A 22,716-nucleotide genomic window follows, 5' to 3' on the forward strand; every position below is an offset into this window, starting at 1 on the left:
TCCTAACCGATAACACGCCCGCTGCCACTCAATAGCACTCAGCCAAAGAAATCGCCCAAACAAAAAAACCGCCTCAACAAAAGGCGGTTCATATAAACAACACCACCCCGAGGAGGTGGCGACCAACACAATTACTCGGTCTGAGCCATGTTGTTGTCGGCGCCTTTCACATTCATTTGCGAAATGTAAGCGGCCAAGTCACGGATCTCTTCAGGTGTCAGGTATTTCGCCTGTGCGTTCATGACGTAAGAGTACGGGCCAAGCTGCTTGCCAGACTTGTACATTTCCAACATGGAAGTGGTTGCCGAAACCGGCAGGCCAGAAAGCTTGGGCGCGTTCAGGAGTTTTCCACCCTCACCCTCTGCACCGTGACACACGGCACAGCTTGAGAACAGCGCATGACCAAAGCCGATGTTGGCATCTGCCTTGATCATGTTCGCCGCAGGCGCGGCAGCAGCCGGTGCCGCAGCAGCAGGCGCAGCGGCAGCTTCAGCGCCCCCACCGAGGGTGGCGATATAGGCGGCGAGGTCGGCGATATCGGCTTCAGACAGGTTGGCAGCCTGAGGTGCCATGGTGCCATAGCGCGCGCCGCCCAGGTTATGAGCCTTCAGAGTTGCCATATCGCCTTTTTTGAAGGCTGTAAGAATGGTTTCGGCATCCGCCGCGTTCAACTTCGTCAACGCCGGGAAAGCCCCCCCGTTACCTTTTCCATCCGCGCCGTGGCAGGCCGCACACGTTGCAAATTTTGTTTTACCCGCAGCAGCATCACCTGCGGCCATTGAAACCACGGGCTGAATCATCAAACCGCCCAACATGACAGCCAATAGCGAACGACGCATCATTTTCATAGTTACTCTCTCGTTTTTATCATGACAATTTGAACGCAATGCACTCTAACAGGCACACATCGATCAAATACCCCCGACTGCGTAAAATATCAGAGAACACTAATAGGGAACAACCGGATGCGTCTTATGCACCAATAAATAAATATATGCTAACAACACTGAAATCAAAATTGATGCAGACAGGTCGCCTGATACAGCCGAAGCCCGTCTCTCGTGGCTGCTACATCGTGGACCCGAACAATGTCCGCCCCGCGCTCCATCGCCATCACAGCAAGCACGACGCTTCCGACCACCCTATCGGAAACAGCCCGTCCCGTCACCTCACCGATCATTCTCTTTCGCGAGAGCCCGACAAGGATAGGCATGCTCCTGGACCGGAATTCGTTTAACCGAGCAAGAAGTTCGAAATTCTGCTCGGTAGTTTTTGCAAAACCGAAGCCGGGGTCGAGCATCAGATGGGATCGGGGGATACCCGCCTCTATTGCCACATTTACCCGCTCGTCCAATTCCGCCAACACGTCAGACACCAGGTTTTCGTACTGACACAGGCTGTTCATCGTCGAGGGTTCGCCCCGCATGTGCATCAAACACACCATGACACCCGAAGCCTGCACAGCTTGCCTGGCCGCTTCCAACGCCCCCGGACGGACCAAAGCCCGCACGTCATTGATAATGGATGCACCCGCTTGTGTCGCAGCGAGCATCACCTGTGGCTGACTGGTATCGATGGAAACAGGCAGATCGAAACGAGCCCTGATCGCCTCGATCACCGGCACGACACGATCAAGCTCTTGCTCGACGCCAACCACTTCGGCACCGGGGCGTGTCGACTCGCCCCCCACATCGATGATATCGGCACCCTCCGACTGTAGGGTCGCTACAGCGTCAATCACCTTGTCGATATCGATTTTCTCGTGCCGAAAAAAAACACCCCCGTCCGAAAAGGAGTCAGGAGTGATATTCAAAATCGCCATGATGCGTGGCGACTTCGAATGAAGCCGCGACATGAACGAATCCTGCATGGGCAAATCAGTGCTGGTTTGCCGGGCCACCAACAGCATCCGCCGGGGGTGCAGGTTTATCCGCCGGGGGAGTGGGTTCTTCAGGCTTGGCCTCAGACACAGTTTCTCCGCTTGCCGGTGGCGTTTTGCTGCCCGTATCAGAGCCAGTACCCCAACCGGCAGGTTCACGAACCGGTCGGCGGGCCATCAAGTCATCAATCTGGGCCACATCGATTGTTTCGTACTTCATCAGGGCATCGGCCATGGCGTGCAGAATGTCGATGTTATCGGTCAACAACTGATGGCAACGCTGGTAATTGCGGTCGATGATAAGGCGTACCTCTTCGTCGATCACACTGGCGGTATTGTCAGAAATGGTACTGCCCGGTACGGCCCGGCCAAACATGGGATCGCCGTCTTCCTCTGAATAGGCGAGTGTACCGAGTTTGTCCGACATACCCCACTTGGTAACCATGTTGCGGGCAATTTCGGTCGCACGCTCGATGTCATTGGAAGCACCGGTCGTTACGGCTTCCGAGCCGAAAATCAGCTCCTCGGCAATACGCCCACCAAACAGGCTGGAAATATTGGATTCGAGCTTGCGTTTGGAGTAGCTGTAACGGTCTTCATCCGGCAGGAACATAGTGACGCCCAAGGCACGCCCGCGCGGGATGATCGACACCTTGTAGACCGGATCATGCTCTGGCACCAAACGGCCGACAATCGCATGGCCCGCTTCGTGATAGGCGGTGAGTTTCTTCTCGGCCTCGCTCATCACCATCGATTTGCGCTCGGCACCCATGATGATCTTGTCCTTGGCGCGTTCCAGATCCGCCATGGTCACTTCTGATTTGTTCGCACGGGCGGCGTACAAGGCCGCCTCGTTTATCAGGTTGGCGAGATCGGCACCGGAGAAGCCCGGCGTACCCCGTGCAATCAGGTTGGGCACGACATCGGCAGCGGCCGGCACCTTACGCAGATGAACCTTGAGAATCTGTTCACGACCCCGCACATCGGGCAGGCCAACCACGACCTGACGGTCGAAACGGCCCGGACGGAGCAAAGCCTTGTCGAGCACGTCGGGGCGGTTCGTCGCCGCAATGATGATCACGCCTTCATTGCCTTCGAAACCATCCATTTCGACCAGCAACTGGTTCAAGGTCTGCTCACGCTCATCGTGTCCGCCACCCATACCGGAGCCACGATGACGCCCCACCGCATCGATCTCGTCGATGAAGATGATGCAGGGAGCCTGTTTCTTGGCCTGTTCGAACATGTCACGAACGCGCGACGCACCGACACCGACGAACATTTCAACAAAATCGGAGCCAGAGATCGTGAAGAACGGCACTTTGGCCTCACCCGCAACCGCGCGAGCAAGCAGGGTTTTACCCGTACCCGGCGGGCCGACCATCAGCACGCCACGCGGCACCCGCCCACCCAGACGCTGGAACTTGCCCGGGTCACGCAGAAAATCGACCAATTCCACCACGTCCTGTTTGGCTTCATCGGCACCGGCGACGTCGTTGAAGGTGACCTTGACCTGATCCTCGCCCAGCAGACGTGCCTTGGACTTACCAAAACTCATGGCACCCCGGCCACCGCCGCCCTGCATCTGGCGCATGAAGAAGATCCAGATGCCGATCAGCAGCAGGAACGGGAACCACTGAATGAAAATCGTCATCAGCAGGGACGGACGTTCTGGCGGCACGGCATCGATTTTGACGTTGTTGCTCAAGAGGTCGCCAATCATCGCGCGATTATCGGTTTCCGGGCTGTAAGTCTGGAACGTGGCGCCCGAGCTGGTTTTGCCGGTAATGGTCTTGCCTTCAATGATCACCGAATCGATGCTTCCACCCTTCACATCGCTCAAAAACTGCGAGTAGCTCATCGGTTGAGTCGCCGTCGAGCGGGAGCTGAAGCTGTTGAACACGGTCATCAGGACAACCGCAATCACCACCCAGACGAGAATATTTTTCGTTAAATCGTTCAACACGCCACCTCTGCATCACATTGACGGGAAGCCATACCCCGGCAAATAAAATTTATAGCCTCAAGGAACCTCTGATTAAATCCTTCGTGACCGAGACGGGCTTTTGAGGGATTTAATCAGAGGTTCCTTAACCTTATACCACGCGCTTGCCGCGCGCCACCAAATACACTTCACGCGAGCGTGGACGTGATGCCTTGGGCTTGCGCACCACGACACTCTTGAAGGCGCTCCGGGCATCCTGCATGAGCGCATCAAAGCCTTCGCCCTGAAAGACTTTAGTCACAAAGGCCCCCTCAGGTTTGAGCATGTGATGACAAAAATCCAGTGCGAGTTCCGCCAGATACATGGCACGAGGAATATCCACCGTTTCCACACCGCTCATGTTCGGCGCCATGTCTGAAATGACAAGATCGACCGGCGCTTCACCGAGCAACGCTGTAAGACGCGCCAACACTTCTTCAGAAGAGAAATCACCCTGAATGACGGTTGTATGGGCAAAATGATCCATAGGCAAGAGGTCGAGCGCAAAAACATGCCCCCGTTCACCGACAACCTGCGCGGCGTATTGCGTCCACCCACCGGGCGCGGCACCCAGATCGACCACCCGTTGGCCTGGTTTCAGAAATCGGTCCCGCTCATTGAGTTCCTTGAGTTTGTATACTGCCCGCGAGCGATAACCCTCGCGCTGAGCGCGCAACACAAATTCGTCACGAAAGTGTTCAGCCAGCCAACGCTGACTGCTATTTGACCGGGCCATAGGCTCCCCTGATCGTCGAATAATCGATCATTATCGCCTGAAGCGAGGCATTCACCAAACCGGAATACACAAAAAAACCGACTGTCGAAAGCCGGTTTTGCATCGCGCCGGATATATGGTTCAGGCTGATCAGTGCTTCATCATGCCCGGCATCGCAGGCCGTTTTTTTACCGGCACCGTGATCGTTTCATGCGAGCCGTCGGCGAATGTGAGCGTCACTGGCAATGAGTCACCCGCCTGTAACCGTTTCTCCGGCTGGATCAACATGATGTGATAACCACCGGGTGCCAGCCTGGTTTCGCCGTGGGCGGGCACAACGATCTCTTTCTGCTCGATCATTTTATGCATGCCATTGACTTCGATCGACTTGTGCAACTGGACGAGTTTGAAGCCCGGCGCTTCGGCTTTAACCAAGGCTTCCGGCTTGTCGGTCTGGTTATTCATATTAAGAAAAACCGCATTCGCCATTGCCCCCGGGGGTTGCTCGGGAATCCAGGCATCGGAAATCACGGGCGCCGCAAACGCACCGCCACTCATAGCCATAAACAGTGAACCCACTAACATTCGCTTCATTGCACCACCTCTTTGAAAAATCGAACCAAAGCCTGATCCATCGCCGCCGGATCATGCGGTGATGGCAAAATGGCGACCATCTTGCCATCAGGGGAAATCAACCGATACGCGGTATCGTGATCAATTTCATAACTCGTATCACCGGGCGTATGCGCCGAGATTCGGTACCCCGCCTTCAACGGTTTGGTGACCTTATCGATCATCGACCGCGTCCCCGTCATCCCCATGAACTGCTTATCGAAATAATGAACGTACTCATTGATCCGCTTGGGCGTATCCCGCTCGGGATCCACGGACAAAAACACAATCTGCCATTTCACACCGGGCAATGACTGCTGCAACTTCGGCAACAACCCCGCCAAAGCGGTCAGTTCGGTCGGGCACACATCGGGGCAAAAGGTGTACCCGATGTAAAACAGCGTCCAATGCCCCTTGAATAATTCCGGCGTCTTGACCGGCCCGTTTGCCGTCATGAATTCGGCAGACGGGACAGCGACAGGAGATTTCAGCGAACGCATCACCAGCAAATCCTTCGGCTCGAAAGCGGACAGCCGCTGGATATCGACTGCACGCTCATTGATCGAGCCACGCTGATTCTGGTCGCCACAAGCCGAAATTCCGAAAGAGACAAACGCGCTCAAGGCCAGCAGCGCCAGAAAACGCGCCAACACCAGAGATACATGCGGGAATCGACACCCAGAACCAGCGTGCAACATGAAATACCCCTTTTCGAAGACAATTAAACCATCACCCCAACCACACTTACTCCACTCCGGGAATCGATTGGTTAAAAATGATTAAAACGTTAATATGCCCCCTATCGGGCACCAGTCACAATGTGTGATTTCACACACTTTTTCCTTTTGACTGCTTCACTTTGGTTTTATATATCCTCGGTACTCGGATACCGGTTCCATTTTTCACCAGCAAGATCAGCATGGCTCTCACAAATAAACAAAAACAGTTTCTGCGCGCACAGGCCCACCACCTCAACCCTGTCGTACTTCTTGGTCAACACGGGCTGACAGATGCCGTCATGGCTGAAATCGAGCTCGCGCTGACTACGCACGAACTCATCAAAGTGCGTATTCCCGGTCAGGATCGGGACGACAAGAAAGATATGATGCAGCAGATCGCCACCACGACCGGTTCTGAGCTGGTGCAATCCGTAGGGCACATCGCCGTGTTTTATCGCCCCGATCCGGATGGGGCGCGTTTGACGTTGCCCAAAGCCACTGCCGGATCCAACCGGCGTTGATCGGCTATTGATCAAACGATGATCCTGCCTTTTCTGAGTGAGGGCGAACACGCCGACCCCGACGATTTCCCAGCGGCACACCGGGCACTCACGGAACCCAATGGATTACTGGCGGTAGGTGGCGATTTAAGCTTGTCGCGCATGGTCTGTGCCTATAAACGCGGCATTTTCCCCTGGTTCGGCGCGGGCGATCCTGTGCTTTGGTGGGCACCTGATCCGCGCACCGTGTTGACCCCGGCAGGTTTTCACCTTTCCAGATCACTCGCCAAATGGCGCCGCCAGCAACGTTACCGAATTACGGTGAATAAAGCCTTCGCAGACGTGGTCGCCGGTTGTGCCGCCCCGCGTTCAGATCAGGATGGCACCTGGATCGTGCCGGACATGCTCAAGGTGTTCATCGAGCTCCATGAAGCAGGACACGGATATTCCATCGAAATATGGGATGGCGTGCAATTGGTTGGCGGCCTGTTCGGGGCGAAATTCGGCCGCGCAGCATTTGGCGAGTCCATGTTCAGCCGTGTGCCGAATGCATCCAAACTCGCTCTGGCGGCCATACTCATCGATCAACGCTGGGGCGAAATCGACTTTCTCGACTGTCAGTTCACGACCACGCACCTGTTGAGCCTCGGGGCGGAAGAATGGTCGCGAAGCCTGTTCAACAAGCGTTTGGCCACGAGCATTGCGACACGTCCGGGCGATTGACGAAACCTGCGCCAGCCGCGATGATCAAGCCCTAAGTAAATGCTGATTTATTCCATCCATGGAACAAATCAGCTCGCTCATCGCGGTACACGCCCGCGATGGCTCCCACGAATCAAAGACTTACGTCTTTGTTCGTGTTGGGGCATCCTGCCCCAATCGGGAAGCACTGAATAAATAAGAGGTTCCCTAACGAATCCGGTACACGCCCATATTCGTTAGCGAAAAATCAACCACATACGTGATTGATTTGCGGGCATGATATCCATGTCCCGCAATAACAGGCTGTTGAAATGAGTATTTATCAACCTGTTACGCCTCCTTGCTTTTCTAACCTGATGACACGCACACCACGATGCAGCACGATACCATGGCCTCATTACTGATTTTATTGATCATCTCGGTCGTCGCCGTGGTTGGACTGCGGCGTTTGCGCCTGCCCGCCATTCTGGGCTATCTCGCCGTGGGTGCCGTGACTGGCCCCTATAGCCTGGGCTGGATCGGCGATGTCAAAGACATTCACCTGGTCGCCGAATTCGGTGTGGTGTTCCTGCTGTTCATGCTGGGATTGGAATTCTCCCTCCCGCGACTGATTGCGATGCGCCGGGCGGTCATCGGCATGGGTGGAGCACAGGTATTGACTACCGCTATTGTGACGGGCGTTGCGGCATGGTTGATGGGGTTTTCACCGGCCGCCGCATTCGTATTGGCAGGCGTGCTGACCGTCTCATCCACTGCAATCGTCATCAAGCAACTGGGCGAACAACTGGAAGTCAACAGCCGTCACGGCAACAACGCTGTGGGTGTTCTGCTGTTTCAGGATCTGGCCGTCATCCCCTTCCTGATCATCATCCCTGTTCTGGGCGTGCAAACGGGCGCGACCAACAGCACGGCACAGATCAGTCTGCAAATTGCCATCACCATCGCAGCGGGGATTGCGGCGGCGGCTGTGCTGTTCTTCGGTGGACGCTGGATTCTGCGCCCGCTTTTCCGGGAAATCGCGCGCGCGCGCTCGGCGGAACTTTTTACCATTGCCGTGCTGCTGGTTGTGTTGGGTGCCGGCTGGTTGACCAATCAGGCCGGACTCTCCTACGAGCTCGGTGCGTTTCTGGCCGGCATCGCGCTCTCCGAAACGCAATATAAACATCAAATCGAATCGGATGTGCGACCCTTCCGCGACGTATTGCTCGGCCTGTTTTTCATCACCATCGGCATGATGCTCAATGTTCGGGAATTGCCGGATGTGTTCGTCTGGGTGCTGCTGTTGCTGGCCCTTCTGGTCGTTGTCAAAACCAGCATCATCTTCGTGATCGGCCGAGCCATGGGAGAGGAGCCGGGTGTTGCCCTGCGCACCGGCCTCGTGCTGGCGCAAGGCGGGGAGTTCGGTTTTGCCATGCTCGCCATCACCGCACCGGAAATCATGACCGACTATCAACGGCAGATCGTTCTGGCCGTGGTGATTTTTTCGATGGTGTTGACCCCCATCCTCATCAAGTTAAATGGCAAGATAGCCAAGCACATCGTTCCAAGCTATCAGAAAAACCGTAAAAGCCAGGCAGAATCAATCTCGCAATTCACCAATGAGCTGAAGGGTCATGTCGTGATATGCGGCTTTGGTCGAGTGGGCCAGAATGTCGCTCGTCTGCTGCAAAGCGAAGGCTTCGAATATGCGGCCATCGAAATCGATCCGGATATCGTGCAACAGGCCTTGCAGGCCGGTCTGCCGGTTCACTTCGGCAATTCGACCCACGCCGATATTCTCGAGGCCGCGGGGCTGAGCCGGGCGCGGGCACTGGTCATTTCCCATTTGGACGACAGTGCCGCCATCAAGACAACCGAGGTTGCCCGCAGCCTTTCCGAAAACATTCCGATCATGGTGCGCGCACGGACGGATGAACAGATCGATCCTCTGTACGAGGCAGGCGCTACCGATGTGGTTGCCAGTATTTATGAAATGAGCCTCGTGCTCTCCGGTAATGTCTTGCGCGCGTTGAATGTGCCGGTATCCAAGGTTATCCGGCAGATTCAGGAAATCCGACGGGAAAATTACGCTCCCTTACGGCATACCTATGCGGGTAATCGGGCCCGCGACAGTAACGATTTCATCCCGCTCGCGCCGCGCACCCTGCGCAACATCGCTTTGGTTGAAGGCAGTTATGCCATTGGACGCACGCTTGAAAGCAGTCTGCCCAGCAACAAGACCATCGTGGTCGATGCCATCAACCGTTCCGGTATTCGCGGGGAAACACCGCAAAGTGACACCGTGCTACAGGAAGGCGACACGCTCACGCTGTACGGCGCGCCCGAAGAACTCGATAGCGCCGAACACTTCCTGCTCACCGGCCGGGAATAAAAATCAGAAAGAAAAACCTGGAATAAAAACAGGAAGATGCACAACCGGAGAAATGGTCGTATCATGGAAAACAAGAATGAACGATCAAGGAGTTAGCCATGATCAACTTAAACGCCAGTTATACCAATACGCCAGTGGCCGACGGCGCGCTTGACCTCACCGCAAACCGGAACCCGAACTTCAGTTCGGCCCAGACACGCAACATGCCGGTGGAACCGCAAACGCCTAACCGCGTCAGCAGCCCGGAACAAGTCGCAGCCGCGGTAAAGAACCCGACTTCAAATGGTGTCACCGCCAATTCGACGGGCTCCCTGCTCGACGTTCGCGCCTGATACCGACATAAATCAACGTCAGCGGATGCGCATCCGCGCCAAATGCGCCACAATCTCGTTCGTTTATCCACTCGAACCGTGATCATGGCGCCAACCAAACCCATCCGACTTTCCGTACCCAAATCCGCGAACGATCCCCTGTTTCTGCGCAGTGCCAGCTTTATTGGCACAGCGTTTACCCTGGCAGATTTTTCCAAACGGGTGCCGCGCCCGATGCTGGTGATTACAGCCAATAGCCGCCAAGCCAACGATCTGGCCGAAGCACTGGCCCTGTTCGACTGCCCAGCGGATATTTTTCCTGACTGGGAAGTGTTGCCCTATGACCGCTTCTCGCCGCATCAGGATCTGATCTCCGACCGGCTCGCCCGGCTCTGGCATTTGCCGCGTACGCAAAGCGGTATCACCCTGATCGCAGCGCCAACCGTGTTGCAGCGCCTGGCACCACCTTCGTTCGTGACCGGCCACGGTTTTTTACTCAAGGTGGGCGACACCCTCAATCGTGAAGCCTATCGCCAGCAACTCACCGATGCGGGGTATCTGGCGGTCAGCCAAGTGGCGCAACCCGGCGAATTTGCCTTGCGCGGCGGCCTGATCGACGTGTTCCCGATGGGCATGAGCCAGCCGGTGCGCATCGACTTGTTCGACGACGAAATCGAAACCCTGCGGCTATTCGACCCCCAGACCCAGCGCTCGGCCGAGCCGGTCGAGGAAATCACGCTGCTGCCCGCGCGCGAATTTCCGCTCAACGAGGAAGGCATTGCCGTCTTCCGCCGGAACTGGCGCAATCGCTTCGAAGGCGACCCGACCCGCAGCCCCGTTTACAAGCAGATCAGCGACGGGCTGATTCCGGCGGGCATCGAAACCTATCTGCCCTTATTTTTTGAACACACGGCCACCCTGTTCGACTACCTGCCCAAAGACGCCCTACTCTTCACGCTGCCCGGTATCGATCAGGCACTGGGCGATTTCATTGAAGATACCATCGCCCGCTTTACCCAACGCGCCGGGGATGTCAGTCACCCGATCCTGCGCCCGGACGAGCTCTATCAAACCGCCGAGCAATACCAGCAGCAGATAAAAAGCTGGCCGCGACTGATCACGCTTGATGCAACAGACCCGAGCATGCCGCAGGCCATCGTCCTGCCACATCAACCGCTGCCGCCACTGAACGATCCGACAACCGGCCTGGCCCAACGCGGTGAGACTGAACTGCTGGGCCTGACTACGTTTGCCGAAACGTTCGCCGGACGGATTCTGGTCACGGCAGAAAGCCCGGGACGACGCGAGGCATTGGCCGAACAGTTGCAGAAGGCCGGTCACCCCACGCCTGTCTTCGAACGGTTCGACGATTGGCTGGGCAGCGAGGCCCGCCTTGGTCTGCTGGTTTCACCCATCGAACACGGCGCCATCATCCATCTGCCCGATGCGACCGTTGCACTGGTGACCGAAACCGATCTGTTTGCCGAACGCGTGGCACAGCGTCGCAAATCCAGTGCGCGCACCCGCGATGCCGACGCGCTGATCAACAACCTCAATGAACTGGCCGAAGGCGCACCCGTCGTGCATGAAACCCATGGCGTCGGGCGGTTTGGCGGCCTGGTCACACTGGAAATGAACGGGCTCGCGCAGGAGTTCCTGATCCTGTATTACGCCGGGGACGACAAGCTCTACGTGCCCGTCTCCTCGCTGGAGCTGATTTCGCGCTACACCGGCGGCAGTGAAGAAACCGCCCCGCTTCACCGGCTCGGCAGCGGCCAGTGGGAAAAAGCCCGCAAGCGTGCCGCCGAGCAGGTGCGCGATGTGGCCGCCGAACTGCTGGACATTCATGCCCGACGCGCCGCCAAACGCGGGCAGGCGCTGCCCACGCCCGAGGAAGAGTACGCCCGATTCGCCAACAATTTCGCCTTTGAAACCACGCCCGATCAGCAATTGGCCATCGATAGCGTGCTGGCCGATATGGCGCGGGCGCAACCGATGGATCGCGTGGTGTGTGGCGATGTCGGTTTCGGCAAGACGGAAGTCGCAATGCGGGCCGCCTTCGTGGCCGTGATGAATGGCAAACAGGTCGCCGTACTGGTGCCGACCACGCTGCTGGCCGAACAGCATCTGCGTAATTTCCGCGACCGTTTCGCCGGCTGGCCGGTGCGGATCGAAGGCTTGTCCCGCATGAGCAACGCCAAACAAACCACCGAGGTGCTGGCCGACGTGGCATCCGGTCTGGTCGACATCGTCATCGGCACACACAAGTTGCTCAGCGACCATCTGGATTTCAAGGAACTGGGTCTGGTCATCATCGATGAGGAACAGCGCTTCGGCGTGCGCCACAAGGAACAACTCAAGCGCCTGCGCGCCGAGGTCGATCTGCTCACGCTCACGGCCACGCCGATTCCACGCACCCTGAACATGGCGCTCTCCGGCATTCGGGATCTGTCGATCATCGCCACGCCGCCGCGCGAACGACTGTCGGTCAAAACCCTGATCCTGCGCTGGGATGACGCCCAGATCCGCGAGGCGGTACAGCGCGAACTCAAACGCGGCGGTCAGGTTTATTTTCTGCATAACGAGGTGCGCACCATCGAGCGGATGGCCAAGCAGTTGGCCGATCTGATTCCCGAAGCCCGCATTGCGGTCGCACACGGCCAGCTGTCCGAGCGCGGGCTGGAGCAGATCATGGCCGATTTCTATCATCAGCGGTTCAATGTCCTGCTTTCGACCACCATCATCGAATCGGGCATCGACGTACCGACCGCCAACACCATTTTGATCAATCGTGCCGATAAATTCGGCCTTGCCCAGCTGCACCAATTGCGCGGGCGGGTTGGCCGGTCGCACCACCGTGCCTACGCCTATCTCATCACGCCGGAACCGGCGCAAATGACCCCCGATGCCGTCAAACGACTCGATGCATTGGCGGCACTCGAAGAGCTGGGCGTTGGCTTCACGCTGGCCACACACGATCTGGAAATTCGCGGTGCGGGCGAACTGCTGGGCGATGGTCAATCCGGCCAGATGCATGAAGTCGGTTACACGCTGTACATGGATTTGCTCGATCGCGCCGTCAAGGCCCTCAAATCCGGCAAACAACCCGATCTGGCCGGGCCACTGGAACGCCAGACGAGCGAAGTCGATCTCGGCCTGCCCGCGCTCATTCCCGCCGATTTCGTCGCCGATGTCCACACGCGCTTGATTCTGTACAAGCGCCTGGCAAACTGCGCCGATCAAACCGAGATCGACCGCATGAAAGTCGAGCTGATCGACCGCTTCGGCCTGCTGCCGGATGCCACGCAAACGCTGATCGAAACCCACCGGCTGCGCCTGCTCGCTCGCGGCATCGGCATCAAGAAAATCGAATGCGCCAGCGGCGGCGCCCGCCTCGTGTTCAGTGAACAGGCCGCCATCGATCCGGTCAAACTGGTCAAATTGATCCAGACCGAACCGAATCGCTACCGACTCACAGCCGATACGCTCAAGGCGACGCGACTGGCGCACGATCCGGAACTGGACACACTGGCGGCACGCACGAAACTCATCAACCGGTTGATACAGGAACTTGTCAGAGCATGAATGCCAACCCGCCCGAGCATCTGCCCGCCAGTCTATGGCGACGCACGGCCGCCCTGTTTTACGACAGCCTGTTCGTGTTTGCCGTGTTGATGTTGGCTACGCTAATCCTGTTGCCGCTCAACGGTGGGCAGGCCATGCCGCAATCCGGCCCGCTCGCCTGGGCCTATCAGACGTATCTGCTGGTTTGGGTCGGGGCGTATTTCAGCCTGTTCTGGTGTATCGGCGGCCAGACACCGGGCATGAAGGTCTGGCATATTCGGGTCGTTATCCCCGCACCGTGTTTACGCACGGCTTTCCTTCGTTTTCTCGGCGGCGGGTTGAGTGTTCTGCTACTGGGAATTCCCTTCTGGCTGGCGCAAGCCGATCGTGAAAAACGCAGCCTGATCGATCGCGTCATTGGTAGTCGGGTCGTTCATTTGCCCAAACCGAAAGGTTGAACAGTAGCGTTCAGATCACAAGACCGGGATTAGGCGTGTAGTTGAACCAGCTTTACAACCCTCACCCCTGCCCGTCTCCCATCGAGGGAAAGAGTGAGGCTTCCCCCATTTGAAAAAGGGTGGAGTGAGGGGGAGATTTAGTGGTTGAGATATGTGCGGCGAATTCAAATCCCCCCTGCCCCCCTTTGCAAAAGGGGGGTGAGGTGGTCCTTTGTGATTGGGTGGGCGGCCTCCCCCTTTGTAAAAGGGGGAATGAGGGGGATTTAACACGCCTCAACCTTTGTAAAAAGGGTGAACTTGATGCCTTAGAACAAGGGTTCAATTAAGAATCAATAACTTATTCAAACACCCGCACGTGCCAGTTTCGCACCCAACTGACCTGACCGCTGAACCCGACTGACAATACCTTGTTTCAGAACGGTGAACGCCGTATCCGTTGGCGCGGTCACCAAGGTGAAACGCTGACGGGCTCGGGTAATCGCGGTGTAGATCAGCTCACGGGTCAGCACAGGATTGGGCTTGGCGGGCAGCACCAAGACGCTGTGATCGAATTCCGAACCCTGGGCTTTGTGCACGGTCAACGCGAAAGCGGTCTCGCAGGCGGTCAATCGTCCCGGCGCAATCCAGCGAATCGGCGACTCGCCTTCTGTCGTGATTTCATTGAGGAAGGCCACCCGAAGCGATGGCGGGCTTTGAGGCGATTCGGGATCGACATAGGGCAAGGTGATTCCGATTTCGCCATTGGCCAGACGCAGCGCGGGATCATTGCGCGTCACCATGATCGGACGGCCGATATACCACTCGCCCGTCACCGCCAACGCGCCCGAACGCCGCAACATGTCTTCGATCCAGCGGTTGAGCCCGGTCACGCCGTATGGGCCGTGTCGCAAGGCGCACAACACCTGTGCTTTGTTGTGTGCTGCGAAGATGGCCATGGCACGCGCGTCCTGATTCTCTGCCGACATGGGTTCATTCAAAGCTGCCAACCAGGACGCCAAGGATTCTTGAACAATCCGACGCAATGGCTGGTGCCCGCCGTCGTCGGCAACCAACCGCACGGATGCTTGTTCTGGATTGGCGCGCAACAGGGTCAGTGCGCCGTCGGCGTCTCCCGCGTTCACGCAGCGCGCCAGTGCGCCGATATCGCTCGCCGAATCGAAACGATAACTGTGGTGGAGTTGTACGGCAGCCTGTGCCAATGCGGTATCGGTAACCATCGTCGTCTTGCTGGTTTCGGAATCGGGCAGCGTCTGCCCCGTGGTAGCGGCCAACCAATCCCGTGTTTCCGGCGTGTAGGCATCCGGCGCAATCACCGAAGCCAGCTCACCCAACACCGCTCCCGGTTCGACCGAAGCCAGTTGATCCTTATCACCCAGCAGAACAAGCTGGGTCGTTTCATCGAGTGAAGCTAGCAGCTTTGCCATCAACTCAACGCCGATCATGGACGCCTCGTCGACCACCACTAGGTCGGCGGTCAAGGGATTTTCTGGCCGATAAACCGGATGGATCTGATTCGGGCGTACCCCGATCAGACGATGCACCGTTTCGACGTTATCCGGCAGCGCCTTGCGCAGATCGGGAAACGCCGCATCAAATGGTGCAAGTAATTCATCCATTTGCCCCAGCATGGATTGACGCAACCGGGCGGCGGCTTTGCCCGTTGGCGCGCACAACCGGATACGGCGTGGGGGCAAACCCGCCGCCAGCGCCCGCATTTGCACGAGCATCAGAAACTTCACAACCGTGGTCGTTTTCCCCGTGCCCGGGCCGCCGGTAATCAAGGCAAAATGCTGACGGATCGCGACCGCACAGGCAATTTTCTGCCAATCTGGCAAGGGAGCCTCTGCACGAATCGATGGCACCTCTGGCTGACGGGTTTGTTCGCGATCAAGGCAGCGACTCGAAGCCATGCTCATTGCATGGCAAGCGGCGGTAACGCCGAGTGCGGACAAACCCGCCAGCCCCGTCAGGGCGGGTCGCCAAGGGCCCAACTGCTGCGTTGCGCCACTTGCGAATGGCGACGGCCATTCCCGGCGTGTCGCGCCTTGCATTTGCACCCTTGGCGATCCCGCAGAGACGCTATCGATTCGTGCAGAGGCTCCCAAGGCAATCGAGGATGGAAACAAGGCATCGAGAATTTGTCGGATCGGCTCAGCGGGCAAATCATGCGGCGTTAGTCGCGATTGCAGAGCGGCGACAATGCCCTGCTCCTGTTGCCAGTAGCGTCGAAGATAAAGCTGCGCGCCCTCACGAACGAAGGGCGGGTTCGACTGCTCGGGTGCAGGCGTGCCGAGCCCGGATGAATCGGATATTGATAAATCGGGTATCGATAAATCGGGGCTCTGCTGAATCACCCCGGGGCAGGCATCCAATGCCGCCTGCCAATCGGCCAGATCCACCCCTTGCAATAGATCCGCAGGGGTCATTCGAGGCGCTGCCTGACCATCATTGCCGCGCCCGTCGCTCGACGGGATCCTGAGCACGGATTCGGCATCAATCAGACATGCGTTCATATCAAGGCAGACATGCCCCTGCCCGGCCTGATGGCTCGCCAGAACCAGTGCCAGCAGTGCCAAGGCCGGAATCTTTGGCGCGTGATTCAGAACCAACCCAGCCACGGCGCGATCGATTGACCGCAACCATCCGGCAGCGACCCACTCATCCAGAATGCCGAGCAGTTCGGCTGATGTCAGATTGATCGGTGTCGCACCCGAAGGCTGATCCAGATCGAACGCCATCTGTTTCGCGCAAGGGTGGCTCATACCAATGCCTCCGTATGAATCGAATGAGCGCCATCCGGGGAAACTTCATCCATCAGCAGCGCATCCATCGCCGCGATCAAGGCCGGATTCGCCGGTGCGAAGTACACGCCCTGCCCTGGGCTATCGATCCCGCGGACGAACAGATATAGCGCACCGCCGAGATGAACAGCCGGATCGTAATTCGGCAACCGATCCTGCAAGTGCCGATGCAGGGCGGTGAGATACAACACCATCTGTAGGTCGTAGCGGGCGGCCAGCATGGCCTCGACCAGACGCCGAGGCGCATAGTCCTCCGGCGCATCACCCAGCCAGTTCGATTTGTAATCCAGAATGTAGAACCGGCCATCGACCTCGAATACCAGGTCCATAAATCCCTTGATCTGCCCTTCAAGATATTGGGCGGTGAGCATCGGTCGTATCTGTCCTGGGTGAACATGCGCGCACAGCAACGCATCGATAGCATTTGTCTGGGTTTGGGCTACAGGCAACCAGAACTCCTGCTCGATCTGGTAGCGCGACACGTCCGCCAATTGTCGAGATGGCGTGGTTGCTGAGGTAAGGCCCGCATAAATCCATGCAGTCTCTGGGTACTGGCTGCCACTCGTTAAATCCCCCCTGCCCCCCTTTTTCAAAGGGGGGAGCATTCCTTTGTTTAAATGCGTGCGCCTCCCCCTTTGTAAAAGGGGGAACGAGGGGGATTTGAGCAAGTTTTGCTTTTGTGCAGCGCCTTTGGTGGGCAAGGGCAACGTCAATATCCGAAGCACCAACTCGGCCAGCGTGCTTTGTTGCTCTTGCGTCAACATCGTAGCGAGTTGTTGAACCCGACTCAAACAGGCTTCAAAGGTCGCCGACTGGTTGAAGCCCTCCTCACCCGCTCGCTCAAGCAGGCTGTGCAGCAGCGTCCCGAACGTGGTGCCGCGTGGCAGGCGGCTGATGCGTGCGGACAATGAGTGCGGATCAAATCGGTGGGTCTGGGGTAGATCAAGCGGCTCCTCAACCACGCCGATTTCTGACAACACATCCCTCAATTGTTCCTGCCTGGCCGTTTCCGGTACTACGACTTCGGATTCATGTAATGCATGGGTCAAACCACTGAAACTGCTGATTCGCCAATGGCTATCCACCCGTCGTTTGGCCGTGCGTGCAGCGGGCAAAGTACCCTCCGCAGGGGCTATGAAGTGTCCGTGTGTAATCGATGGCGGCGGCTCGATGGTTACGCCCGCTTGAGCGTCGAGATCAGCCAATGCGGCCTCGAAACTTGGAATAAACTCATCACCGCCCTGCAGCCTCAACACATGCCCCAAGCCGGAATCATGCTGATTGGGTTGCTTGCCCGTGCCGAATTTAACCGGCCCCAGCGCCACCGTACACGCCGATTCGGCTCGGGTGAGCGCGACATAAATCAGCCGCACGCTCTCGGTCATCTGCGCCTCATGCTCCGCTGCGATGGCTTCGGGGTATTCACCCAGATTCATACCGCGCCCGGCGCTCGTTCGCCAAGGTGTCGCGGTGCTGTTTTTATTCGCATCTTTGGGGCGAATCAAGGGCAAGAAGGGCAGATAAACCACAGGGTATTGCAGGCCTTTGGCGGAATGGATCGTGATGATCCGCACCAGATGCTCATCCTGCTCCAGTCTGAGCTCATGCTCGGCTTCGTTATCGCTGACGGCCTGCGCATACCGTTGCAGCAGGGCATCCAATCCTGCCAATTGCGCCTGTTCATTCTGCGCCCAATCTGCCAGATGCAAGAGGTTCGTCAGCCGCCGCTCGCCCGAACGATCCGGCAGCGGCGCGGCTAATAATCTGGCCGGAATATGATAGTCATGCATCAGCTGATAAACAGCCGCAAGAATGCCCTGATGCCGTGCGATACGCTGATAGGCCATGAATCTCGATGTATCTTCATCCAGTCGGGCATCGTTGCGGACGGCATCGAGTTCGTCCCAATGCCGGGCGAAGCTCGACGAGCCCAGCGCCGCACGAAGCCGGTCCTGACGTTGCGGCTCGGCAATCGCCAGTAGCCAGCGGTGAAAATCCGCCGCTTCTTGCGTTGCGAACAGACGATGCCGGTCAGACAGATACACGCTCTTGATACCGCGACGATTGAGCGACTGTTGCAGCAGAGCCGCCTGATCGCCCGTGGACACCAGAATCGCCACATCCTGCGGGCGCAAGGCTGTTATTTCGCCCTCGGCATCAAAAAAAGCAAGATCGCCAACCTGCGCCGCATTGAGACGCGAAGTAATGGCCTCGGCGGTATGCTCCGCCATCTGCGCAACAAAATGCCCCGCCGCCAGCAGCGTATCGCGCGGCAGGGCCCAACCCGTCAAGGCCGGACACGGCTGCCACTCACCCGCCCTATTGCGACGTTTCAACTGGCGAGCCTTGCCGCGCGCGCTGACGCGAATGAAGGGCAGCGGGTTGCCTTCATCCGTTTTGTGTCTAAAGGCGCCGGATGGATGACGGTCTGCGCGCTCGAAGACAAAATTCACCGCCGCCACCAATTCAGGCGTGGAGCGGTAATTGGCATCCAATGTGTAATGCCGGCCTTGTGTTGCCTCCCGGGCGGCGAGGTAGCTGAACATGTCCGCGCCGCGAAAGCGGTAGATCGATTGCTTCGGATCGCCAATCAGAATCATCGTACCCGTTTGTTCTTCGGCCAACGCTGCATTTGCCTGCCCGCCGATCCGGAACACCCGATCAAAAATGCGGTACTGCAACGGATCGGTATCCTGAAACTCGTCGATCATTGCCACGGGAAATTGCGTTCGGATTGTGTCCGCGAGTTGCTGACCTTCATCCCCCGCCAATGCGCGATCAAGGTTCAACAGAATATCGTCAAATCCCATTTCGGCATTTTGTTGCAACACCGTGTCGATGCGATCGCGCACCCAAAAGGCGGCGTGGGCCAACAAGCGGATCGCCAACTGCTCGCGGCCTTGAAGAGTAGCCTCCATCGCAACGGGCCATGCGGAAAAAGCTGCCAACGCGGGATGAGGCGGTCGTTCTAGTTTCTTGTTGAATTTGGGTTGAGTGAGGAACTTAAATACATCAAGCGGCAGCGACTCGCCGGTTTGCGCCCACAGATCGAGGCTATCCCAAAGAATTGAGTAATCCGTCAATTTGGATAACGTTTTGTGCGAAGTGCCATTCAGCGACCCCATAATCGACAACCACTGCGCCTTCAAGGTCTCGGCGTGGGCTGACCAAGCCCGTCGTGCGTCTTGCTCGGCTTGCTGGGCTAGAGCTTCAAGTTCGGTGACCTCGGCAACCAGCACACTGAATTCAAGTGAAGCCGGATCAACCAGCACACCATCCACAAACAGCGGCGCGCCATCACGCGCCAACAACCCGCTGAGTTTGTGGGCCAATGCCGCGGGGCCGCCCAGCAGATTCGCCACGGCAAGCGCATGCTCCGACGGCAGCGCATAAACAAAATGCCGCCAGTAATCCTGCACGGCCTGATCGACCACCGGTGTCAACGAAGTGCGCACCGTCTGTTCAAACAAGGCCCGGCTATGGAAGGCATGTTCGTTCAGCATCCGCTGACACCAGCCGTGAATCGTGAAAATCGCCGCCTCATCCATCCAGTTGGCCGCCATTTCGAGGCGCTGAGCTGCGGCAAGACGTTCTTCAGATGTAGCAAAAGCCTTATTCAACGCATTCAGCAGAGGATCGTCACCGTCCAAATCTGCATCAGAAAACACCCTGGATGCCTCAAACAACCGCGCCCGAATCCGCTCGCGCAGTTCATCGGCTGCGGCCTCGGTAAAGGTGGTCACCAGAATTTGTGGCGGCATCAACGGTTCGGTGCCATGCCCCAAAACCAAACGGACATAGAGCAAGGCAATCGTGAACGTTTTACCCGTACCTGCACTGGCTTCAATCAAACGACTGCCGGCGAACGGAAAGGTCAGCGGGTTTAGTGGCAATGGCATATTTGACTTACTCAGGGACACAATCAGTCCTGTGCGGAGGAATAACGCTCGAACCAATGAGACAGGATGCGCTCGTCAATGGCGCCAGCGGCTAGTTGTTCATACATCAATACCGCCTCGGGCTCCGGCGCATTGAGTGTGCAACCGTTTAACTCAAGGAATACAGTGGCAATGGTGAATGCAATGCGTTTATTACCATCGACAAAAGGATGATTGCGCACTAGGCCGAAACTGTAGGATGAGGCGAGTTCGAATAAAGACACGCCAGGCTCGTACACAGCACGCTGCTTCGGGCGCGCCAGAGCCGAATCGAGAAGATCGGGATCACGCACACCCGACAAACCACCGTGCTCGGCCAGCAGCATCTTGTGGACAGCAAACACCACCTCCGGCAACACCCAAACCGGATCGCTCATTTTGCGAGTTCGTGCAGCGCGTTGCGGTACCGCTTCATTACATTCTCTGCCGCATCCATCTGTGCTTCAAAATCTTGCTGATAGGGCGTCAAAGTCAATCCATCAGGGCCATCCACCAGATACAACACATCCCCTTTACCGATTCGTAGCTTCGCAAGCACTTCCCTCGGAAGAACGATGCCCATGGAATTTCCTATCGCAGAAACTTTTACTTTTAGCATGGCAATAATCTCATCAAGTTATTACATTCGTTATCACGTTTAAGATTAGATGTATTAGAAATCATCGTCAATTAGAGCTTACTTAACGCCACGGGAACTTACCCATAGGTTAAGCAAGCAATAAAAAAGGCACCCGAAGGTGCCTTTTACAATTCACAGTTTTTAATCCTGAGGATGTGATCGCAAGATCACGCCCTCACGTGATTAGAACTTGTGTTCAATACCAACAGATACTGCAGAAGACTTGCCGCCCGGGAAGGCCGCTGTATCGGTCGGGTAGCTATAGTCATGACCGCCACCCATAATGGTGTAGCTAGCTGCGCTGCTGTTGCTGGTTTGAGCATACATAGCGTACACATTGGTTTGCTTGCTCAGCTTGTAGTCGTACCCAACGGCCCACATATCACCACCGGTATTAGGGCGGTTGGAAATGTCGTCAGCCTTGAAGTACTGAGCCTTAACAGTGTTCGCACCCATGAAGGTGTAAGCAGCGCCCACGCCATATACTTTAACGTCATCACTAGTCAAACCAACGTTCTTGACATCTTGGTACAAGCCCAAGATCTTGAAGCCGGCGATGCTGTAGTTAGCACCAATACGGTAGGCGTCTTGACTATCCTTCATGCCAGGAGCTGGTGCGGCTTGCAGTTTGTGCTGCTCGTAAGCCGCATCCAGACCGAAGCCCGCAATCTTGTAACCAGCACTCAAGCTCCACGCGTTAGACTTGGTGTTGTACGGGCTAGCAGGAGAAGCGGTAGGATCGGACGGAGCCCAGCTGTTAACGTAAGCAACAACCGCTTTAAAGCCCATCAGATCAGGCGTTACATAGGCAACGACTTGGCTCGGGCGCAGATCCCAACCGAAATCGCCATGCTTCTGGCTGATAATGTTCCGGGAATCACCGATGGTGTCGCCGAACAGGTCATAGCTACGGCCCATCATCTTGAACGGAGTGTCGTGACGACCAGCGATCACGGTACCCCAGCCGCCTGTAGCACCGATAAAGGTGTTCCGTTGACCACCCAAACCGCCAGAAGAAGCGCCGAACGAGCCATTTTGACCAGCGTCAAAACCAGTTTCGTATTGGTAAATGATGCTCAGGCTGTCATTGATTTTCTCTTTGCCTTTGATACCAATGCGCGAAGAGTTGGTAGAGAAACCGCTTTGAGTGTTGGTAGCGTTGTCGCCTGACAGCACGTCGTAAGAAACATGGAATTTACCGTACAGCGTGGTGTCGGCCATGGCAGCAGCTGGCGCGATCATTGCGGCAGCAACGGCGATTGCGATGATATTCTTTTTCATCCGATCGATCTCCAATAGAGGTTTTGAGATTACAAGATTCCCCAGCCATCTGGGTACTTGGGCAATACTAGCCACTTACGCGCCTGACACAAGCCACAACTAACTTTTTTACAACATGACTTCGCCTTCGTGTTGCAATACCACAACAGGGCATGGGCATTTGCCCCAGAAAATGGCATTCGCTTCTATGTCAGTGGTGTATTCATGGCTGTGTTTCGCTTTGCGCAAATTCCCTTTTGCCCACCCCCTCCTCACGAGAGGG

At 56.8% G+C, this 22,716-nt stretch carries 17 protein-coding genes; 6 read left to right on the plus strand and 11 right to left on the minus strand.

The window, feature by feature from the left end; genetic code table 11:
• Positions 1-131: 131 nt before the first annotated feature.
• The 6 genes from PHD44_RS02030 to PHD44_RS02055 form a co-directional block, all read right to left on the minus strand.
• Positions 132-848 carry a c-type cytochrome gene (locus PHD44_RS02030; protein ID WP_300187499.1) on the minus strand — a complete coding sequence of 239 codons (717 nt, stop codon included), beginning with the start codon at positions 846-848 and terminating at the stop codon, positions 132-134.
• A 164-nt stretch (positions 849-1,012) separates the two neighbouring features.
• Positions 1,013-1,855 carry a dihydropteroate synthase gene (gene folP / locus PHD44_RS02035; RefSeq protein WP_300187501.1) on the minus strand — a complete coding sequence of 281 codons (843 nt, stop codon included), beginning with the start codon at positions 1,853-1,855 and terminating at the stop codon, positions 1,013-1,015.
• A gap of 22 nt (positions 1,856-1,877) precedes the next feature.
• Positions 1,878-3,842 carry an ATP-dependent zinc metalloprotease FtsH gene (ftsH, locus tag PHD44_RS02040; RefSeq protein ID WP_300187504.1) on the minus strand — a complete coding sequence of 655 codons (1,965 nt, stop codon included), beginning with the start codon at positions 3,840-3,842 and terminating at the stop codon, positions 1,878-1,880.
• Between the two features lie 133 nt (positions 3,843-3,975).
• The gene (gene rlmE / locus PHD44_RS02045; RefSeq protein ID WP_300187506.1) at positions 3,976-4,599 is read right to left on the minus strand and encodes a 23S rRNA (uridine(2552)-2'-O)-methyltransferase RlmE; all 624 of its coding nucleotides are present in this window, start codon (positions 4,597-4,599) and stop codon (positions 3,976-3,978) included.
• 129 nt (positions 4,600-4,728) lie between these two features.
• A complete protein-coding gene (locus PHD44_RS02050) occupies positions 4,729-5,172 on the minus strand; it encodes a copper chaperone PCu(A)C (RefSeq protein ID WP_300187509.1) in 444 nt (147 codons plus the stop codon).
• On the minus strand, positions 5,169-5,888 hold the full coding sequence (locus PHD44_RS02055) for an SCO family protein (RefSeq protein ID WP_300187512.1): 720 nt from the start codon (positions 5,886-5,888) through the stop codon (positions 5,169-5,171). The genes PHD44_RS02050 and PHD44_RS02055 overlap by 4 nt, the downstream gene beginning before the upstream one ends.
• A gap of 221 nt (positions 5,889-6,109) precedes the next feature.
• Between PHD44_RS02055 and yhbY the strand changes: the two genes are divergently transcribed.
• The 6 genes from yhbY (at position 6,110) to PHD44_RS02085 (ending at position 13,815) form a co-directional block, all read left to right on the plus strand.
• Entirely contained in the window at positions 6,110-6,430 is a 321-nt protein-coding gene (gene yhbY, locus PHD44_RS02060; protein WP_300187514.1) for a ribosome assembly RNA-binding protein YhbY, read from the plus strand.
• 18 nt (positions 6,431-6,448) lie between these two features.
• Positions 6,449-7,132 (plus strand): leucyl/phenylalanyl-tRNA--protein transferase, encoded by a 684-nt coding sequence (aat, locus tag PHD44_RS02065; protein ID WP_300187517.1) that lies wholly within the window; start codon positions 6,449-6,451, stop codon positions 7,130-7,132.
• Between the two features lie 352 nt (positions 7,133-7,484).
• Positions 7,485-9,482, plus strand: coding sequence for a monovalent cation:proton antiporter family protein (locus tag PHD44_RS02070; protein WP_300187520.1), 1,998 nt, complete (start codon positions 7,485-7,487; stop codon positions 9,480-9,482).
• Between the two features lie 98 nt (positions 9,483-9,580).
• On the plus strand, positions 9,581-9,814 hold the full coding sequence (locus tag PHD44_RS02075) for a hypothetical protein (RefSeq protein WP_300187523.1): 234 nt from the start codon (positions 9,581-9,583) through the stop codon (positions 9,812-9,814).
• A gap of 42 nt (positions 9,815-9,856) precedes the next feature.
• Positions 9,857-13,378 (plus strand): transcription-repair coupling factor, encoded by a 3,522-nt coding sequence (mfd, locus tag PHD44_RS02080; protein WP_300187526.1) that lies wholly within the window; start codon positions 9,857-9,859, stop codon positions 13,376-13,378.
• On the plus strand, positions 13,375-13,815 hold the full coding sequence (locus PHD44_RS02085) for an RDD family protein (RefSeq protein WP_300187529.1): 441 nt from the start codon (positions 13,375-13,377) through the stop codon (positions 13,813-13,815). Before mfd ends, PHD44_RS02085 begins: the two co-directional genes overlap by 4 nt.
• Before the next feature lie 341 nt (positions 13,816-14,156).
• On the opposite strand, the gene recD is transcribed toward PHD44_RS02085, so the two are convergent.
• The 5 genes from recD to PHD44_RS02110 all read right to left on the minus strand — a co-directional run bounded on the left by recD (position 14,157) and on the right by PHD44_RS02110 (position 22,454).
• Complete coding sequence (gene recD / locus PHD44_RS02090; protein WP_300187532.1) at positions 14,157-16,577, minus strand: exodeoxyribonuclease V subunit alpha; 2,421 nt, start codon at positions 16,575-16,577, stop codon at positions 14,157-14,159.
• On the minus strand, positions 16,574-20,515 hold the full coding sequence (gene recB / locus PHD44_RS02095) for an exodeoxyribonuclease V subunit beta (RefSeq protein WP_300187534.1): 3,942 nt from the start codon (positions 20,513-20,515) through the stop codon (positions 16,574-16,576). The genes recD and recB overlap by 4 nt, the downstream gene beginning before the upstream one ends.
• 23 nt (positions 20,516-20,538) lie before the next feature.
• Complete coding sequence (locus tag PHD44_RS02100; RefSeq protein WP_300187537.1) at positions 20,539-20,931, minus strand: type II toxin-antitoxin system death-on-curing family toxin; 393 nt, start codon at positions 20,929-20,931, stop codon at positions 20,539-20,541.
• A complete protein-coding gene (locus PHD44_RS02105; protein WP_300187540.1) occupies positions 20,928-21,152 on the minus strand; it encodes an AbrB/MazE/SpoVT family DNA-binding domain-containing protein in 225 nt (74 codons plus the stop codon). The genes PHD44_RS02100 and PHD44_RS02105 overlap by 4 nt, the downstream gene beginning before the upstream one ends.
• A 204-nt stretch (positions 21,153-21,356) precedes the next feature.
• Positions 21,357-22,454, minus strand: coding sequence for a porin (locus PHD44_RS02110; protein WP_300187543.1), 1,098 nt, complete (start codon positions 22,452-22,454; stop codon positions 21,357-21,359).
• Positions 22,455-22,716: the final 262 nt, after the last annotated feature.

Origin of the sequence: Halothiobacillus sp. (assembly GCF_028710545.1) — a bacterium.
Taxonomy (GTDB): Bacteria; Pseudomonadota; Gammaproteobacteria; order Halothiobacillales; family Halothiobacillaceae; genus Halothiobacillus.

What these genes read in the sequence shown, in the direction of transcription:
- PHD44_RS02030 (WP_300187499.1), bottom strand. Translation starts at nt 848, where the DNA reads ATGAAAATGATGCGTCGTTCGCTATTGGCTGTCATGTTGGGCGGTTTG.
- folP (WP_300187501.1), bottom strand. Translation starts at nt 1,855, where the DNA reads ATGTCGCGGCTTCATTCGAAGTCGCCACGCATCATGGCGATTTTGAAT.
- rlmE (WP_300187506.1), bottom strand. Translation starts at nt 4,599, where the DNA reads ATGGCCCGGTCAAATAGCAGTCAGCGTTGGCTGGCTGAACACTTTCGT.
- PHD44_RS02050 (WP_300187509.1), bottom strand. Translation starts at nt 5,172, where the DNA reads ATGAAGCGAATGTTAGTGGGTTCACTGTTTATGGCTATGAGTGGCGGT.
- PHD44_RS02055 (WP_300187512.1), bottom strand. Translation starts at nt 5,888, where the DNA reads ATGTTGCACGCTGGTTCTGGGTGTCGATTCCCGCATGTATCTCTGGTG.
- yhbY (WP_300187514.1), top strand. Translation starts at nt 6,110, where the DNA reads ATGGCTCTCACAAATAAACAAAAACAGTTTCTGCGCGCACAGGCCCAC.
- aat (WP_300187517.1), top strand. Translation starts at nt 6,449, where the DNA reads ATGATCCTGCCTTTTCTGAGTGAGGGCGAACACGCCGACCCCGACGAT.
- PHD44_RS02070 (WP_300187520.1), top strand. Translation starts at nt 7,485, where the DNA reads ATGCAGCACGATACCATGGCCTCATTACTGATTTTATTGATCATCTCG.
- PHD44_RS02075 (WP_300187523.1), top strand. Translation starts at nt 9,581, where the DNA reads ATGATCAACTTAAACGCCAGTTATACCAATACGCCAGTGGCCGACGGC.
- mfd (WP_300187526.1), top strand. Translation starts at nt 9,857, where the DNA reads ATGCGCCACAATCTCGTTCGTTTATCCACTCGAACCGTGATCATGGCG.
- PHD44_RS02085 (WP_300187529.1), top strand. Translation starts at nt 13,375, where the DNA reads ATGAATGCCAACCCGCCCGAGCATCTGCCCGCCAGTCTATGGCGACGC.
- recD (WP_300187532.1), bottom strand. Translation starts at nt 16,577, where the DNA reads ATGAGCCACCCTTGCGCGAAACAGATGGCGTTCGATCTGGATCAGCCT.
- recB (WP_300187534.1), bottom strand. Translation starts at nt 20,515, where the DNA reads ATGCCATTGCCACTAAACCCGCTGACCTTTCCGTTCGCCGGCAGTCGT.
- PHD44_RS02100 (WP_300187537.1), bottom strand. Translation starts at nt 20,931, where the DNA reads ATGAGCGATCCGGTTTGGGTGTTGCCGGAGGTGGTGTTTGCTGTCCAC.
- PHD44_RS02105 (WP_300187540.1), bottom strand. Translation starts at nt 21,152, where the DNA reads ATGCTAAAAGTAAAAGTTTCTGCGATAGGAAATTCCATGGGCATCGTT.
- PHD44_RS02110 (WP_300187543.1), bottom strand. Translation starts at nt 22,454, where the DNA reads ATGAAAAAGAATATCATCGCAATCGCCGTTGCTGCCGCAATGATCGCG.